Source organism: Ktedonobacteraceae bacterium, assembly GCA_035653615.1.
GTDB lineage: Bacteria > Chloroflexota > Ktedonobacteria > Ktedonobacterales > Ktedonobacteraceae > DASRBN01.
This window is the reverse complement of record DASRBN010000035.1, coordinates 65,123-80,718: the sequence shown is the minus strand read 5'-3', so window position 1 is coordinate 80,718 and position 15,596 is coordinate 65,123. Positions and strand designations below refer to the sequence as shown.

The following is a 15,596-nucleotide window of genomic DNA, read 5'->3' as shown; positions in this document are numbered from 1 at the left end:
TCCTCAGACGTATTCACTGAGGTTATTCACATCCCTGGAATGCAAGAAGGACATGCTGAGAGAGGTGAACGTGATGGAAATCAAGACGTTTACGACGCACGCGAATGGCATGGATTTCCATTGCGAAATGATGGGTCAAGGTCCAACCGTTGTGCTTGTCCCCGATGGGAGCAATGATTGCGGTCCGGATGAGAAGATGATGGCATATCTATCCGATGAGTTCACCGTTTTGACTTTCGATCCTCGTGGTGGATCACGCTCACCTGATCCCCATCCTCGTCCAGTAACACCAGAATTATTTTCCGATGATATCGCCTCCCTTGCTCAACAAGTTCCTGTAGAAACGCCTGTTTCGGCATTTGGTGTGAGTTCGGGAAGACAGGCAGTTCTCGCGCTGGCCAGGTTCCACGCAGATATTCTCAGAAATGGCATTGTTCATGAAGCTCCATTACAGGCGGATACACCCATTGAAAATGCTGGCTTTTCGACTTCACCATTGGGACGTGGACGCCTTCCTGGTTGACGGCTGCTAATCAAACTACCGCCGCACGCGGAAATCGTTCAGTCACCTGGATAAACAGTTCCCACTCTCCCCATCTTACGATGCCGGAAGAAATGACACAGATTGTTCGAGAGAAAGTGAAGCAGTATATGAGATCATAAGGAGCCAAACACAGCATTCACAGGAGTTGAAAGAGATAAGTGAGGACGAAAAAAAGCAGAAAAGAAGGGAAATATACCTATGTCTGAAATAATCGCCATTACGAATGTCAACGTGTTTGACGGCAACGCCTTGACCGGAGAACGCACGGTGGTCATTGACCATGGCATCATCTCTGCTGCCACGACGGCTGACACCATCGTTGATGGGCGGCATGGAACGCTGCTGCCTGGCCTCATCGACTCCCATGTCCATCTGAGGAATGTCGCTGAACTCGAGCAAGGGACATACTGGGGCTGTACAACGATGCTCGATATGGCTTCGCCATCGATGGCAGTGACCGATTCACTGCGTCATCGACACGGGTTAGCCGATATTCGTGGTGCTGGAAATCCAGCGAGCGCACCAGGAGGGATGCAGACAACTCGCATGGGCTTCCCTGCTTCGAGTGCAGTGGCAGGCCCAGCCGATGCGAATCGCTTTGTGGCTGAACGCGTTGCGGAGGGTGCGGATTATATCAAAGTGATTGTTGAAGACCCTGCCAGAATGGGTCCCGCTGCGCTTGACGTGGCAACCATCACGGCGCTGGTCGAGGCCGCTCACCAGGCGGGTCTGAAAGCGATCGCGCATGTCACCACCTTAGCTGCATTCACCATCGCTGCGGAGGCAGGAGTAGACATTCTCACACATGCCCCCATCGATGCGGAGGTTGACGACATTCTGGCGTCCTCAATTGCGAAGCGAGGCATCGTGTCGGTGCCGACGTTAGTGATGATGCGTGCCGTGGCAAGCATCGCAGCACGCCTCCCAACCCATGCTGGTTCCAGCGTCGATTATGCCCACGCGCGATCGACAGTGACAGCGTTCCGCCGGGCAGGCGTCACCATCCTGGCCGGAACGGATGCAAATCAAGGATCTGTTTCGCCCGCACAGATTCAACACGGGAAAGCACTGCATGATGAATTAGGGTTGCTTGTCGAGGCAGGGCTGACGGCTGTGGAAGCACTGCGTTCTGCCACAGTCCTGCCGGCTGCATACTTTGGCTTCACAGATCGAGGTGCCATTGAGCCTGGTCGCCGGGCTGATCTGCTGCTCATCGAGGGAGACCCGACCCAGGATATTGCTGCCACCCGTGCTATTCGTGGGGTCTGGGTGGCAGGAGTGCAAGTTCGCTAGGCAGTCGAATTTTCGGTAACCATACACTGATTGAGTCCCGCCTTGATCCCGGCCCTGTAGGTTGCCTGGCTGCTGCACACATCGGCGGAGCAACATCTCGCAGTGACAGCGACGCATGCAGAGTCACTGCCTCGTGTTCTCGCCTAGCGGCGAGCTCATGAACTGGAGTGGGCTTCTGCACGCATTGCCATAGGGTACTCTGTTGGGGAAAACAGAAAGGAGAACAGACAAGCATGAATATATTTTTGGGTAATCCAGACCTCAAACCAACGGATCTCAACGACGTACAACCAGGATTGTGTCAATAGCGACTTAAACCGTGGTATGATGCACCTGCGGCAAAAGTTTCCACTTCCTGTTCAGCCCGATTTTCAGCTTGCCTGTTTTGCTGCCTGGACTAAACGGCGGATGGTTTCTCGTGAGATGTTGTAATCTTTCGCAATGGTGCGATAGGACTCATGGTTCGCCACTCGTGCAAGGACAAGTTGCCATTCATCCTCTGGAATACCGTAGGGAATGTCTTTGGGGCCAGGTCGTCGCTGCGTCTCAACGACAGGCGGGACATCAACTTCTGAAAGGACTTTTTGGAGCTTCAGGGAAAGGGGAGATGAGGGTAATTGGAAGAGGTATAAAATTGGTGACAGCGTAGTCGTAGCCCGTCGGTTCCGGTCGGTTCCGCGATCATGCCCAAGCCCTTAAAGGAGGCTTGGGCATGTCTTTTTCCTCTTCCCTTGCTCTCAATGAAGAGGGCTGTGTTGCATATACGCACAGGGGAACATGCTGGAGAAGAAGCCGCGCTTCCTGCTCAGCTGAGGCTGCCACCGGAAACAAGCTCCAAAAGCATACTTACCTGTAAACGTCAAGAGCAAAGTGCATCACTGTTTGTCGTTGCCAACCGCGATGTTGATCGGTTCGCCCGCGGTCGTGAATGTGCCGTAGGGTGCGATTGTCGGGTGGTTGGTGCCCTGTGGTGTGGGGTCAACGCTGAGGCTGAATGCACGCTGTCCCTGGAACACTGAGAGGTTGAGTGCTGTTTCGAGCAGCGATGTGCTGAGGTGGCTGACCGCATTACCGGTGCTGCACCCCACTAACGCCGACACGATCCGAACGCGCAGATCATCTCAGAGGTGATGTCCACGATCGGCACACGACACGCTACGTATCGGCTCCTGAACGCGTTACCGATATGAGCCTCGACATCCCCTGGATGACCTGGTCGAGGCCCGCATCGTCCTTGAGCGGTCCGGTGATGCCGAAGCTATTGACAGATCCCACGACGAGTTGGGGATGCAGTTGCTCGAGTCGCTCGGTGGTGAGTCCTAGCTTCTCGAGTGTGCCGAGTTTGAAGTTCTCTACGAGGACATCGGATCCCACAATCAGCTTTTCGAGGATCGCGCGCCCTTCCGCCGAGTAGAGGTCGATGCACACCGATCGCTTGTTGCGATTCACGGAGCCGAAGTACAGGCTATGGTCATTTTGGACGGGCGGCCACTAGCGTGCGATGTCGCCCCCGTTCAGACGTTCGACCTTTATAATCTCGGCGCCCATGTCAGCCAGCAGTGCCGTGCAGTACGGTCCGCCAGAGCACGGCTAAGGTCGACTACCCTGATTCCCTCGAGTGGTTTGATCATGCGGCGATCTGCTTCATCCTGTCTATCCATGATTCGATCTGCCCCGTCGAGGCGCCGGTCGGCAAGCCTGTCATGCGTAAGGCCATTGGGGGTCTCCCCTCTTTGGGCGCGACGACGACGACAATGTTCGCGAGGTCATAGTGTTCACCGGCGACGAGGTCGGTGAAGAGGAAGTTGGCCAGATCTGACGTGACTTGTTGCACAACGCGCTGCTGCCGAGGGAGGCGGTCGGACTGTTCGAAGGCTGACAGCGCGGCCTGATGACGCTGCAGCACCTCCGACCCAGCCGCGAGCAGCGAATAGCCGCACTCACGAACTCGCTCGAGATGGGAGCGGTTGAGAGCGCGACGTTCGTCGCTGAGGTCCGGTGCACGCCCCAACCATTCGTCTATATCGGAGTCTGAAGCGTTCACCATGAAGACCGCACCGAATGGCGGGATGATCGGTTGGCGATGACCAAGCGGGAAGGGTTCTACGATCGGCGCATGATTCGCGGCCAGGACTTGCACCGCGTCCCAGCGGATTCTCGCTAAGACGCTGCAGTTGACGCCGACCTCGACGCTGAACTCTTCGACTTGGATACGCATCGTTTCGGCGGCATGGCAGGCCTGGATCAACTCGGGATCCGGCGCGGCGATGAAGGACCCTGGCGAGAACTTTCCATATCCCCCCTGGAAGAAGAGCAGCGGCAGCGTGGACCGCTCGACGGCCAGGTCGCGCACGCGTCCGAGCACGATGTAGTGATCACCAGCTTCCCGAACATCTTCGAAGGTGCATTCGATCCACGACACTGCACCAGCGAGGATCGGCGAACCAAGGGGGCCCGGTCTCCAGGCGACGCCGTCGAACTTGGAGTCGCCCGCAGTTGCAAATCGGCGGCAGAACGGTTCCTGATCGGACGCCAGGACATTCACGCAGAAAGCGGCAGCGGTTTGAACCTGCGCGAAGCTCCGCGAACTGCGCATGGAGTAAAAGGCGATCAGCGGGGGATCCATAGAAACCGACGAGAAGGTGCCGACAATCATTCCGACGGGCTTGCCGTCGCCTGCCACTGCAGTGACGGCGGCGACACCGGTCGGATAGTGACCCAGTGTTTCGCGGAAGAGCGCGGGATCAATATCTTTGGACATGCGACCTCCATTAGACATAGTGCTGAGCAGCGGTTCTGTCGCCCAACTTTTGAAGCAAACCAATTCTTCCTAAACATGTCAACGGTTATGATTGAATAAAACGATAAATAGGCCGTCCGTGTCAAGTCAAATGAAAATGTGACCGCATTTTAGATGAGGGAAAACGCCATCTTGACAAGCGAGAAGCCACAGAGTATAATCGTAAATATCCGAAAGGTTCGGATGTTTTAATTCCGGCCCGGCCGCTCTCCCAAAGACGAGGACTACACATATGACCAACGACGACAAAGCCGAGATCATCGAGATCCTCAATCTCTATGCCTTCGCACTCGACACCCACCAGTGGGACCTGTTCGACCGCGTCTTCACCGAAGACGTCGTCGCGGTGTTCGGTCCGGCCGGAGCCGGCTGGAACGGCCTCAATATCTTCAAAGCCTCATTCGCGGAATTCCACTCCAGGCTCGACAGCCATCAGCACACCATAATGGGCCATCTCGTCGTAGTCGACGGGGACACCGCCCACGCCTTCAGCTACGGCAACTGGTTGCTCATACGCGCAGCGGCCGAGGGCGGCCCGACCTGGACCGGCACGGGCTGGTACGACGACGACCTCGTACGCACTGAGCAGGGCTGGCGCATCAAGCGCCGCGTCTGCCGACTCCAGGGCTGGACTGGTAACCCGAAAGTTCCCGAACAGCACAACGAGCACAACCCCGACATGAACGTGAAGGTGCTGCACTCGTTTGCCGAGGCCGGGGATCTCAGTTTCCTCAAGGCGCTCCAGGGCAAATAGCCCAGGCGCGAAAGAAAACGTTATGAACACGTCGCGAAGCGGGGAATCGACGGGCCTCGTCGATTTCATCGTCGTCGGCACTGGAGCCGCACGTGAAGTACGTGGTGCTGCCCTCGCCGCCCCACGAAAGTGAGAAATGAATGAGCACGACCGACACGCAAACCGGAGTGTTCGCCGGCCCGATCCGCGGACTGCGGTTCGAGACCCCGACGAGAAGCGGCATCACCAACGACCGTGGCGAGTTCCAGTACAGAGCGGGCGAATGTGTCACGTTCTCGATCGGCGGCCTCGTGCTGGGATCCATCGATGGCGCACCGCGCGTGAACCTGGCGCAGTTGGTCAAGCGTGCAGACGGCAAGGTCGATCGGCTTCACGACCCAATGGTGACCAACCTCGCCAGGTTCGTACAGACACTGGACGAGGACGGCGACTTCGAGAACGGCATCACGATCGCGCCAATCATGCACGATCTAATCGGACCGATCGTTCTCAACTTCAACCAGGCCGCGACGGATGCCGCAGAGGTCGACGGTGCCGCGCACGGCTCAGAGGGCACAGCGGCCATGGTCGCGTTCTCGACTGACCAGATGATCACGTTCGCCAGCGACCCTGCAGTGACGGGCCTGTTGGCGACACTCAATGCGACACCCGGTGCGTTCACCGCGAACACCCCGCGCAGACTGCGCAATGGTGCTGCGGCCCGCAACGAACTCCGCCGGAACATCCGCGGCATCGTCAAGCTCACGGATGTCCGGATCCCGTTGCGAGACGGGTCATATGTGTGCGCCGACATCTTCCTGCCCGCCGACGACGGCCAGCATCCGGTCATCATGAACCAGGGGTTCTACGGTAAGAGCTTCGACCACGGCGTCATCGGTAGCGACGAGGAGGCCCAGCAGAAGGAGGAGATCGAGGACCGCTACTTCACGGGCAATCCGGACGGCCTGCAGTACGAGAACCACGAGAGTGTCGACTCGTCGGTCTGGGTGCCAAAGGGATACGTCTGCATCCGGGTCGACGCTCGCGGCGTCGGCAACAGCCCAGGGCTGCAAGCGCCGTTTAGCGTGCAGCAGGCCGAGGACTATTACGACGCCATCGAGTGGGCTGGCACTCAACCCTGGTCCAACGGCAACGTCGGACTGTGGGGGATGTCGTACCTTGCAATCACCCAGCACGCCGTCGCGAGCCTGCAGCCGCCACACCTCAAAGCGATGATCGCCATCGGCACCGACTCTGACCTGTACAACGAGGCCTTCTATGGAGGAGGCCTCTACGGAGAAGGATTCTGGGCATGGTGGCGCATGGCGATGACCGGCCACAACTATAACACTGAGCAGCGGCAGGAGACCGACTGGTTTTCCCGTATGCTGGCCACTCCGTTCAACGACCCCGAGGCATACGGCCCACGAGGGTCGATCTTCATGTGTCCTGAGATCGAAAAAGCGATCGCGCCAGTCTGGATCGTCGGCCCGCAGACCGGGGTCGTCATCCATCAGCTCGGCAGCAGCGAGACGTTCATCCACTCGACCGGGGTGCAGTCGAAGAAGTTCGACTTCGTCGACGCGTGGTTTCCGCACAGCTATAAGAACTCGACGATTGCCGATCATCAGCGCTTCTTCGACCACTGGCTGAAGGGCGAAGACAACGGTGTGATGGATGGCGCGCCGGTGCTGGTGCAGGTCCGCACCGGAAACGGTGGCCACTACCTTCTCGAAGAACAGGAGTGGCCGCTTGCCCGCACGACGTATCTGCGGTGGTATCTCGATGCGACGCCATCCGACTGGACAGGTGATGATCGACGTGACGACTTCCTTCGAATCGGCACGAGCATTCCGACCGTCGAGGCATCCGCGAGCTATGACGCTTCACTGGACCGCGGGCATCCCATCCCGGCACCGACCGGCTACATCGGTGGAACTCCGCGTTGGTCTACTGGCGTCTCGTTCATCAGCGAGCCGATGACGGAAGATATGGTGCTCGTCGGCTACATGAAGGCAGGCTTGTGGGTGTCTTCGACGAGCAGCGACATGGATGTCTACGTGTCGCTCCGAGTGCTCGACGAGCACGATCGCGAGATACGCTACGAGTCCCTCGTGCCCCCGATCGATCCGGCCAACATCCATCCGGTCGGGCATGGCCTGCTCAAGGTGTCGCATCGCAAGCTGGACGATGAGCGGTCGACGGCGTACTGGCCGGTGCAGACGCACCTCAAGGCGGACTACCAGCCGCTCAGAGATGGCGAAGTCGTGTACGTCGAGGTCGGCCTCAACCCGAGTAGCGCGGTGATCCGAAAGGGCTGCCGGCTGAGGGTCGACATCCAACCCTATTCGCCGGCCGGAATCCCGTCTCGTGCGTACGACGAGAACTACCACGCCGGAGCGACGAATACCATCTATACCGGACCTAACCACCCCAGCTACGTGCAGCTGCCCATTGTGCCGCAGAACTAAGAGAGGAGAGGAATTGAGAATCATGACGACCCCCGACTCCGCCGACCGGCTTGCGACGATCCTCGAGAAAGTGCGCGCCATCGGACCGACCCTGCGCGCGCGCGCCCCCGAAGCAGAACGCGCTACCAGACTCTCTGACGAGACCATCGCCGACCTTGACGCTACCGGTGCCTTCAATATTGCAAGCCCGGCCGAGTTCGGCGGTGACGAGCTCTCCGTCAGGGAGCAACTCGACGTGGTGATCGAAGTCTCGAAATGGGACGGGTCGTGCGGATGGGTCGTCTGGGCGGGCGCCTCGACCGACTGGATCCTTGCCGGATCGGGTTCGCGCGTACTCGAGGAGGTCTTCGCACCGGAATGGGTCGGACCGCGCGTTGCCGGATCGAGCCACTTCCCGGCATCCCGAGGTCGTGCCAAGCGAGTTGATGACGGCTGGATCATCACCGGCGGCCCGTGGACGTTCGCGACCGGGTCGCTGTGGGCGCCCTTCACCAACCTCGGGTGCATCGCCGAAGACGCCGACGGAACCTACCTGGTCGCCGTGCAGGTGCCGCGCGACGAACTGAAATTCCTCGACGACTGGCACGTCGCTGGCATGCGTGGCACCGGAAGTGTCTCAGTCGTGCTGAAGGGCGATGAGTTGCTCGTCCCCGACTATCGAGGAGTCGACTTCCGGCAGATCACGTCAGGCGCGATTGACAGTGGCCTTGCCGGCTCACTCTGGAAGGCTCCCTCTCTCGGCTGGTCATTCAGCCTGATGGCGGGCATGTCGATCGGCATTGCGCAGGGCGCCCTCGAGCGTTTTCTCGAGCGCTCGAACGGACGCTCCATCAGGGGGACCACCTACAAGAACCAACTCGAGGCACCACTCACGCATCTGATGCTCGCTGAGGTCCACTCCAAGATCCAGTCCGCGACGCTGATGACGCGTGCCAATGCCGAGGAGACCGACAGGCTCGGTGAACTCGCTGCCGCAGGCACACCGGCGGCCCCCGAGTACATGCAACGGTTCAGCGCCAGGGTTCTCGTCGAGACGGCATACGCGGCCAAGTGGTGCGCCGAGGCGATCGAACTGCTGCAGCGCAACTCGGGGTCCACCGCGATCATGGACTTCGAGCCGATCCAGCGATCCTGGCGCGATGCGCGGATCATCACGCTTCATGGGGCCCTCAACCTCGAGGCGCTGTCCGAAAACTACGGGCGCCTGATGGCCGGCATTCAGCCGCATCTGGTCGCGGGCATCACCACGCTCGACCGGTTTGCGCCGGCACCTGAGATAACTCAATGATTGTTGAGTTTCTCACCGTAAAGCCGTACGCTCGCAACGACGCGAGAACCGACCCTCGGATCGACAGAAAGTAGGAAGTGCCATGACCGACGACAAGAAGATCTCCATTCCGTCCAGTCCTCTGCGGACGGCGAGATCCAGCGTTCTGACCACGTTCGAGCCGGGCGCCAGTACGCTTGAGGCGACTTACCAGGGCGCGCCGCCATTCGAGTCGCTGCCGCCGACATCGTCTTCGAGAAGGATGTCGCGGTCACGTTGCGAGACGGGGCCGTAGGGAGGAGATGGCAGTCCTATGAATGCACCGTACTTTGATGAGACGTCCGGCCTGATCGACTTCCTCGTTGTGGGCGCGGGCCCGGTTGGTCTGGTGACGGCAATTCTCCTCGGACGTGAGGGATGGCACGTGACAGTCGTCGAGAAATGGCCGTCGCGCTATCCGATGCCACGGGCATGCACGATCGACCACGAGGCTCTTCGTATCCTGCAGGCGGCCGGGGTCATGCGTGAGCATGCCGATTTGTTCGAACCGTCGCGCGGAGAACGGGGTGGCTACCAGATTCGCAATGGGGAAGGTGAGCTCCTTCGCGCGATCAACTGGAACCGACCGGCAGAGTCCGGCTGGGCGAACGTCAACGGGTTCTACCAGCCCGACCTCGAGGCGGTACTCGAGTCGATGGCACACGCCCTGCCATCGGTGGAGATCCGTCGAGGATGGTCTGCCACTGCCATCGACCAGGATGAGGGCTCGATCACGCTGACCGTGTTCCGCACCAACGATCATTCACGGCATGATTCGTTGCGGGGTCACTGGCTCATCGGTGCCGACGGCGCCAACAGCGTCGTTCGCGAGCTCGCTGGAATCGAAAGCGTCGACACGGGATTCGAGGCGGACTGGCTCGTCGTCGATTATCAGCCGCTCGATCACCGACAGTGGGATGCGTTTGTCACGCAGTATTGCGATCCGGTCCAGCCGGCGACGGCGGTCAACAGCGGCCCTGGTCGGCGACGCTTCGAGTTCATGCGTCGAGCGGATGTCTCGGCTGACGAGCTAGGACGAATGGAGACTGCGTGGAAACTGATGGAGCCATGGGGGGTGACACCCGAAAACGCGCGTCTTGAGCGCCATGCCGTCTATACCTTCCGCGGCCGGTGGGCGCGGGAGTGGCGCCGGGGCCGCATTTTTCTCGCTGGAGATTCCGCCCACTTGATGCCACCGTTTCTCGGGCAGGGCCTGTGTTCGGGACTTCGTGATGCGAGTTCGCTCGCCTGGCGGTTGTCCTTAGTCGAGTCCGGTCGAGCGTCCGAGTCGATCCTCGACTCGTACGGCACAGAGCGTGGCGGCCATGTACAAGAGATCATTGCGGGAGCCGTCGCACTTGGCAAGATAATCTGCGAACTCGATCCACTTAGAGCAGCCAAGCGCGATGCAGACATGCGCGCCGAGCTGAACGACCCCGAGGCAGTCACCGTCGAGCCACCCCACCCGCGACTCGGTCAGCCCTCGATCACCGAAGCAGGCGACGACAACGCTGGCCGGCTGTCCGTTCAGGCTCGGGTCGAAGCTAACGGGATCGTCGGGCTCTTCGACGATGTCGTGGGTGGCGCGTGGCAACTCATCGGGCTGGATGCAGAACCGATGGTGGACGTTTCGGCAGAACTCCGCACGTGGTTTGAAGACCTCGGCGGCACGGCTACCGCGCTCGACGTCGACGGCGGGGTTCGCGACATCGACGGCGCATACCGCGCATGGTTCGAAGCCCACGGCTGCAGTCTCCTGCTCGCGCGACCCGACTTCTATATCTATGGAACTGGCGATGCACAGGATGCCGCGCGCCTTCTCGGCGATCTACGCAACGCTCTGGGCGTCGCTGTTACGGACACGAATAAACCCATCGAGAAAGGTACACTACCATGACCATGCGTGTGACGAGGATTGCTGATGCCGAGCCGTTCAATCCGGTCGGGCATGACGGTGTCGGACCGGTGCGCCTGCAAGGGGGAGCATCCACTCCTACAACAGACTTCACCATCGTGCTATCCCATTACCTGCCCGGTGGAACGGCACAACTCGCGCCGCAGGAGGCCGAAACAGTGTATGTCGTCCTTTCCGGGCAACTCGTGATGGCGAGCGACGGGGTCGAAGAAACACTTGGCGCATACGACTCGGTCCACTTTACGGCCGGCACGCTGCGTACCGTCGAGAACCGCACAAACCTGCCGGCCAGCATGCTCGTCATTCGAGCGAAGAGGTAGGCATTGAACATATGAGGAATGGAGAGAATATGCGGATCGTTGGCCTCAAACAGGATGATGGAACTGTTCTCGTCGGTGCTCTCAGCTCGAACGGCACCGAGGTCGTGGTCTTTGCAGAGGTCGAAGATTTTTGGGCGTCCCCGCACGCGTTTATCGCTGCTGGCCCCACTGGACCCACGTTTCAGGTCGAGCATGTCGAGCTTGTCCCTCCGGTCGTCAAAAGCGCCCGAGTCCTTTGCGTGGGCCTCAATTATCTTGACCATGTAAATGAGGGCACGTACCGGGACACGCAATTGCCCGAGATCCCCACCCTGTTCGCGCGGTGGCCGGCGTCGTTGAGTGTCGACGGTGCCAAAATTCCTGTTCCCTCCAACGAAGAAGGCCTCGACTGGGAAGGCGAGGTCGTCGCCTGGATCGGGGCGCCACTGGTTGACGCCACTGCCGAAGAGGCTCTCGCTGCTGTGGTCGGTTACTCGACCTTCAATGACGTCACAGCGCGACGAGCACAGAAGGCAACGTCGCAATGGATTATGGGGAAAAACGGCGACCGATCAGGCCCGATCGGGCCGATGGTACCCGTCGCGGAGGTCGGCGACCTCAGGGACGGACTTCAGATCGAAACACGCGTGAATGGTGAGGTCGTGCAGCAGGGAAACACCGCGCAGATGATCTACGGAGTTGGTGAGACTCTGGCCCACATTTCCAAAAGCTTCACGATCCATCGAGGCGATCTCCTCGCAACCGGTACGCCGTCCGGTGTCGGCTACGCGCGAACGCCGCCGTGGTTGCTGCACCCCGGCGATGTCGTTGAAGTCGAGATCGAGCGACTTGGAATTCTCACCAATCACATCGTTGACAACACACATCGTCGGCTCACCGCTGACTCGGTGAGCCTCACATCCAACTCACGACCGACTGGAGCAAATCATGGCATATAGACGTGCATATCTCGCTCGCCCTGGCGACCGACCTGACGACATAGACGACGTTTCGACGCCTGTTTTCACGATCTTCGTTCTCGATGTCTGCGGCGTCCGACTAGCTGGAAGGGGGAACCACCGATGAACCTTGAAGAATTGAGCGCTCGCGTTGAGATTCACGACGCGCTCCTGCGGTACTGCCGGGGTCTGGACCGCATGGACATGGACCTGGTACGCAGCGTATTTCATCCGGACGCCTGGATTCAGTTCCCCGCAAGCCTGCACATTGGCTCCGTCGACGGCTTCGTCAAATTCCTGTCGGGAGAGATGCCGCGGTTCGTGAGAACCATGCACTTTCTTGGCAACAGTCTCATCGAATTTGACGGACCGACCATCGCCCACGTCGAGACGTACCTGAACGCGGATCACCAGGGATCAGAAGTGCATCAGTGGAAGGGCGAGATCGTCAAGCTCTGGGCGCGCTATCTCGATCGATTCGAGCAGCGTGACGGCGTCTGGCGCATAGCACGGCGCAAGCTTGCCACCGGGTGGATGTACCGCTATCCTGCGGAAGGCTGGTTCGATGATCATCCCGACGCGTCGGCGCTCGGTCGCGACGGATCGGACCCCAGCGTCGAGCCAGTCGCAGGTTTCACAGGGACACCCATCTCGAGAGAGGACTGGCCATGAGCACGGACATCGCACAGCCCCGAGCCGAAGAGATCATCGCGCGAATCGTAGAACTGCAGCCTGCACGCGGCGAACAACCTGGACACCTGGGCGGAGAACCTTGGACGAGCACTCACAGGCGTCGAGGCCGGTCCTTCATCCATGAGCGTGCTTGAACGCCGTTCATAGGCGCGCCCGAAGTTCAGGACGGATCCTGCCCTTGAGGCAACTACCGTGAGTGAAGTCGCGGGCGACCGCAGGTGCAGGCATGCGCTCAGCACTTCGACCAACGACCACCAGTGAATGACGACTTGGAGAATGACATGACGAAGACAGGTGTTATGGCTGGGCCGATCGCCGGCCTGAAATACGAAACGCCCACGCACAGCGGTCTGACAAACGAGAGAGGAGAGTTTCAGTATGAGGACGGTGAACGCGTCGCGTTCCTGGTCGGAAACACGGCGATCGGGAACGTAACGGGACGACCCCGCGTGACTCTCGCAGACATCGTCGCGCGCGTTGATGGCAATATCAACAAACTCAGAGATCCCGGCGTCACAAACATCGCTCGCCTGGTCTTCTCGCTTGGGCGCAGCGGTATCCGGGACAACGGCACAGACATCGCGCCCGAAGTCCACGAGATCATCGGCGACCGAAGATTGAACTTCCGTCACGATGCCAACTATGAGGCTACGACAGTAGTCGATAAAGTGCAGCAGTTCACCCAGGATCAGGTCGTTCTCGAACTCCTTGACGACCTCAATAACTCGGGAGTGTTCACCGATGGCACCCGGCGTGAGCTCTGTACCCCAGCGAACGTGCGTAATGAACTCAGGCGAAACGTGATGGGAATCCTCCGCTTCCGCGATGTGAAAATCCCGCTGCAGAACGGCGAGTATGTTCTCGCAGACGTCTTCCGACCTGCGACGCCGGGCAACTATCCGGTGATTGTCAGTTGCGGGCCCTACGGCAAGGCATTCAATCACCACTCCATCGAGACGGCGGACGACCTCGAGAAGCACGAGCAGATGGAGGAGGACTACTTCTTCGGGAACTCAGCCGGCCTCCAGTTCGAGAACCACGAGACGGTCAACACGGCCGACTGGGTGCCCAACGGCTATGCCGTCGTTCGGGTGGACATGCCGGGGTCGGGCAAGAGCCCGGGACAGCTCGCTCCGTGGGGAATCGCCGGTGCCGAAGCGTTGCGCGACTCGATCGAGTGGGCAGGGGAGCAGCCCTGGTCGAACGGAGCTGTCGGTACATGGGGTATGTCGTATCTCGCAATGAGCCAGCATGGTGCGGCCAGTCTGCATCCGCAGCACCTGAAGGCCATGATCGCTATCGGAACCGATGTCGATCTCTATGAAGAGGTCGCCTACAACGGAGGGATTTTCAACGAGCAGTTCTGGTCGATCTGGAAGGCTTCCGGGCTGATGCCCGCGATCGTCGGTGAGCCGGACGTCGCCGACTTCATCACCACGCTGAAGCACTCGCCCTTCCGTGATTCCGATCCAGAAAGCGTGTTCGGCCCGCGTGCGAAAGTGTTCATGAGCCCCGATTTGAGCGGAGTGGATGTTCCGCTGTGGGCTGTGGCGGCTACCACGCACGTCGCTCACTTTCACCAGCTCGGCGGCAGCGGGGCGTACCTGAGCACGCCGACCCCGAACAAGAAGCTCGACTTCTGGGAGGACTGGTTCCAAAAAGCCTACGCGACCGAAACATTCGCGAGCCACAAAGCGTTCTTCGATCACTGGTTAAAAGGGATCGACAACGGAATAATGGATGTTCCGCCGGTGCGGCTAGAGATCCGCACCGGTAACGGTGCGTCGTTCGTGCTTCAGGAGAACGAATGGCCGGTTGCGCGCACGAACTACACCAGGTGGTATCTCGACGCGACTTCGGCGGAATGGGCCGGAACCGACGCCCGCTCCGACTTCCTGCGCCTGTCGAGGTCGGAGCCCTCGGTCGAGCGACAGCGGAGCTATTCTGCGGAAGTGCGGCTTCTTCCGCCCGGCGTCGGCGCAGCCATACGTCTCGACCCGGAGTCGCCTGAGTCAAATCCACAGGTCACTGGCATCTCGTTCATCAGCGAGCCGCTCGGCGAGGATACGGTACTCGCCGGGTACGGCAAGGCTGGGATGTGGGTGTCTTCGAGTACTGCGGACATGGATATCTACGTGTCGGTTCGCGCGGTCAATGAAGACGGTCGAGAGGTTGACTACACAGGCTTCACAACGATGGGCTTCGGCGACCGGCCGACCCCGCTGATGAAGGGATGGCTGAAGGTATCCCATCGCACGCTAGATCTCGAGCGATCGACGGAGTACAGCCCAAAGCACACGCATCGCAAGGCCGACTACGCGCCATTGGCGCCCGGCGAACTCGTGCAGGTGGAAATCGAACTCATACCCAACACGGGGCTCATTCGAAAGGGACAGCGCATCCGGGTCGACATCCAGCCATACGACGGCGTTGCTCACGGCATGCATCACGCCTATGACCCGAGCTATCACGACGGCGCGACCAACACCGTGTACACAGGTCCGGGGCATGTCACCTACGTGCAGCTTCCTGTCCTCCCGACCCTTATTCCGCATTCCGCAGGTTCCTAGAAGGTCAAGTAAG

The 15,596-nt window shown here is 59.8% G+C and carries 12 protein-coding genes and 1 pseudogene; 10 read left to right on the top strand and 3 right to left on the bottom strand.

Annotated elements, in window-relative coordinates; translation table 11 throughout:
* Nucleotides 1–73 precede the first annotated feature (73 nt).
* Together VFA09_20005 and VFA09_20000 are read left to right on the top strand one after the other, a co-directional pair.
* Nucleotides 74–523 (top strand): hypothetical protein, encoded by a 450-nt coding sequence (locus VFA09_20005; protein HZU69567.1) that lies wholly within the window; start codon nt 74–76, stop codon nt 521–523.
* Nucleotides 524–742: 219 nt separating this feature from the next.
* A complete protein-coding gene (locus VFA09_20000; GenBank protein HZU69566.1) occupies nt 743–1,837 on the top strand; it encodes an amidohydrolase family protein in 1,095 nt (364 codons plus the stop codon).
* An 875-nt stretch (nt 1,838–2,712) separates the two neighbouring features.
* On the opposite strand, the gene VFA09_19995 is transcribed toward VFA09_20000, so the two are convergent.
* From VFA09_19995 to VFA09_19985, 3 genes and pseudogenes are all read right to left on the bottom strand, one after another.
* Nucleotides 2,713–2,937, bottom strand: a complete 225-nt coding sequence (locus VFA09_19995) for a CoA transferase (protein ID HZU69565.1) — start codon at nt 2,935–2,937, stop codon at nt 2,713–2,715.
* 55 nt (nt 2,938–2,992) lie between these two features.
* Nucleotides 2,993–3,403, bottom strand: a pseudogene (locus tag VFA09_19990) (CoA transferase).
* 61 nt (nt 3,404–3,464) lie between these two features.
* Entirely contained in the window at nt 3,465–4,598 is a 1,134-nt protein-coding gene (locus VFA09_19985; GenBank protein HZU69564.1) for a flavin reductase family protein, read from the bottom strand.
* 271 nt (nt 4,599–4,869) lie between these two features.
* Here VFA09_19985 and VFA09_19980 point away from each other — a divergent pair, with 271 nt between their 5' ends.
* The 8 genes from VFA09_19980 to VFA09_19945 all read left to right on the top strand — a co-directional run bounded on the left by VFA09_19980 (nt 4,870) and on the right by VFA09_19945 (nt 15,583).
* Nucleotides 4,870–5,391, top strand: coding sequence for a nuclear transport factor 2 family protein (locus VFA09_19980; protein HZU69563.1), 522 nt, complete (start codon nt 4,870–4,872; stop codon nt 5,389–5,391).
* A 140-nt stretch (nt 5,392–5,531) separates the two neighbouring features.
* Nucleotides 5,532–7,841 (top strand): CocE/NonD family hydrolase, encoded by a 2,310-nt coding sequence (locus VFA09_19975; GenBank protein ID HZU69562.1) that lies wholly within the window; start codon nt 5,532–5,534, stop codon nt 7,839–7,841.
* Nucleotides 7,842–7,863: 22 nt separating this feature from the next.
* Nucleotides 7,864–9,129 (top strand): acyl-CoA dehydrogenase family protein, encoded by a 1,266-nt coding sequence (locus VFA09_19970; GenBank protein HZU69561.1) that lies wholly within the window; start codon nt 7,864–7,866, stop codon nt 9,127–9,129.
* Between the two features lie 292 nt (nt 9,130–9,421).
* Complete coding sequence (locus VFA09_19965) at nt 9,422–11,044, top strand: bifunctional 3-(3-hydroxy-phenyl)propionate/3-hydroxycinnamic acid hydroxylase (protein ID HZU69560.1); 1,623 nt, start codon at nt 9,422–9,424, stop codon at nt 11,042–11,044.
* The gene (locus tag VFA09_19960; protein ID HZU69559.1) at nt 11,041–11,382 is read left to right on the top strand and encodes a cupin domain-containing protein; all 342 of its coding nucleotides are present in this window, start codon (nt 11,041–11,043) and stop codon (nt 11,380–11,382) included. Before VFA09_19965 ends, VFA09_19960 begins: the two co-directional genes overlap by 4 nt.
* A 29-nt stretch (nt 11,383–11,411) precedes the next feature.
* On the top strand, nt 11,412–12,320 hold the full coding sequence (locus VFA09_19955; GenBank protein ID HZU69558.1) for a fumarylacetoacetate hydrolase family protein: 909 nt from the start codon (nt 11,412–11,414) through the stop codon (nt 12,318–12,320).
* Between the two features lie 123 nt (nt 12,321–12,443).
* Nucleotides 12,444–12,992 carry a nuclear transport factor 2 family protein gene (locus tag VFA09_19950; GenBank protein ID HZU69557.1) on the top strand — a complete coding sequence of 183 codons (549 nt, stop codon included), beginning with the start codon at nt 12,444–12,446 and terminating at the stop codon, nt 12,990–12,992.
* A 302-nt stretch (nt 12,993–13,294) separates the two neighbouring features.
* The gene (locus VFA09_19945) at nt 13,295–15,583 is read left to right on the top strand and encodes a CocE/NonD family hydrolase (protein ID HZU69556.1); all 2,289 of its coding nucleotides are present in this window, start codon (nt 13,295–13,297) and stop codon (nt 15,581–15,583) included.
* Nucleotides 15,584–15,596: the final 13 nt, after the last annotated feature.

What these genes read in the sequence shown, in the direction of transcription:
- VFA09_19975 (HZU69562.1), top strand. Translation starts at nt 5,532, where the DNA reads ATGAGCACGACCGACACGCAAACCGGAGTGTTCGCCGGCCCGATCCGC.
- VFA09_19980 (HZU69563.1), top strand. Translation starts at nt 4,870, where the DNA reads ATGACCAACGACGACAAAGCCGAGATCATCGAGATCCTCAATCTCTAT.
- VFA09_19945 (HZU69556.1), top strand. Translation starts at nt 13,295, where the DNA reads ATGACGAAGACAGGTGTTATGGCTGGGCCGATCGCCGGCCTGAAATAC.
- VFA09_19965 (HZU69560.1), top strand. Translation starts at nt 9,422, where the DNA reads ATGAATGCACCGTACTTTGATGAGACGTCCGGCCTGATCGACTTCCTC.
- VFA09_20000 (HZU69566.1), top strand. Translation starts at nt 743, where the DNA reads ATGTCTGAAATAATCGCCATTACGAATGTCAACGTGTTTGACGGCAAC.
- VFA09_19985 (HZU69564.1), bottom strand. Translation starts at nt 4,598, where the DNA reads ATGTCCAAAGATATTGATCCCGCGCTCTTCCGCGAAACACTGGGTCAC.
- VFA09_19960 (HZU69559.1), top strand. Translation starts at nt 11,041, where the DNA reads ATGACCATGCGTGTGACGAGGATTGCTGATGCCGAGCCGTTCAATCCG.
- VFA09_20005 (HZU69567.1), top strand. Translation starts at nt 74, where the DNA reads ATGGAAATCAAGACGTTTACGACGCACGCGAATGGCATGGATTTCCAT.
- VFA09_19950 (HZU69557.1), top strand. Translation starts at nt 12,444, where the DNA reads ATGAACCTTGAAGAATTGAGCGCTCGCGTTGAGATTCACGACGCGCTC.
- VFA09_19955 (HZU69558.1), top strand. Translation starts at nt 11,412, where the DNA reads ATGCGGATCGTTGGCCTCAAACAGGATGATGGAACTGTTCTCGTCGGT.
- VFA09_19970 (HZU69561.1), top strand. Translation starts at nt 7,864, where the DNA reads ATGACGACCCCCGACTCCGCCGACCGGCTTGCGACGATCCTCGAGAAA.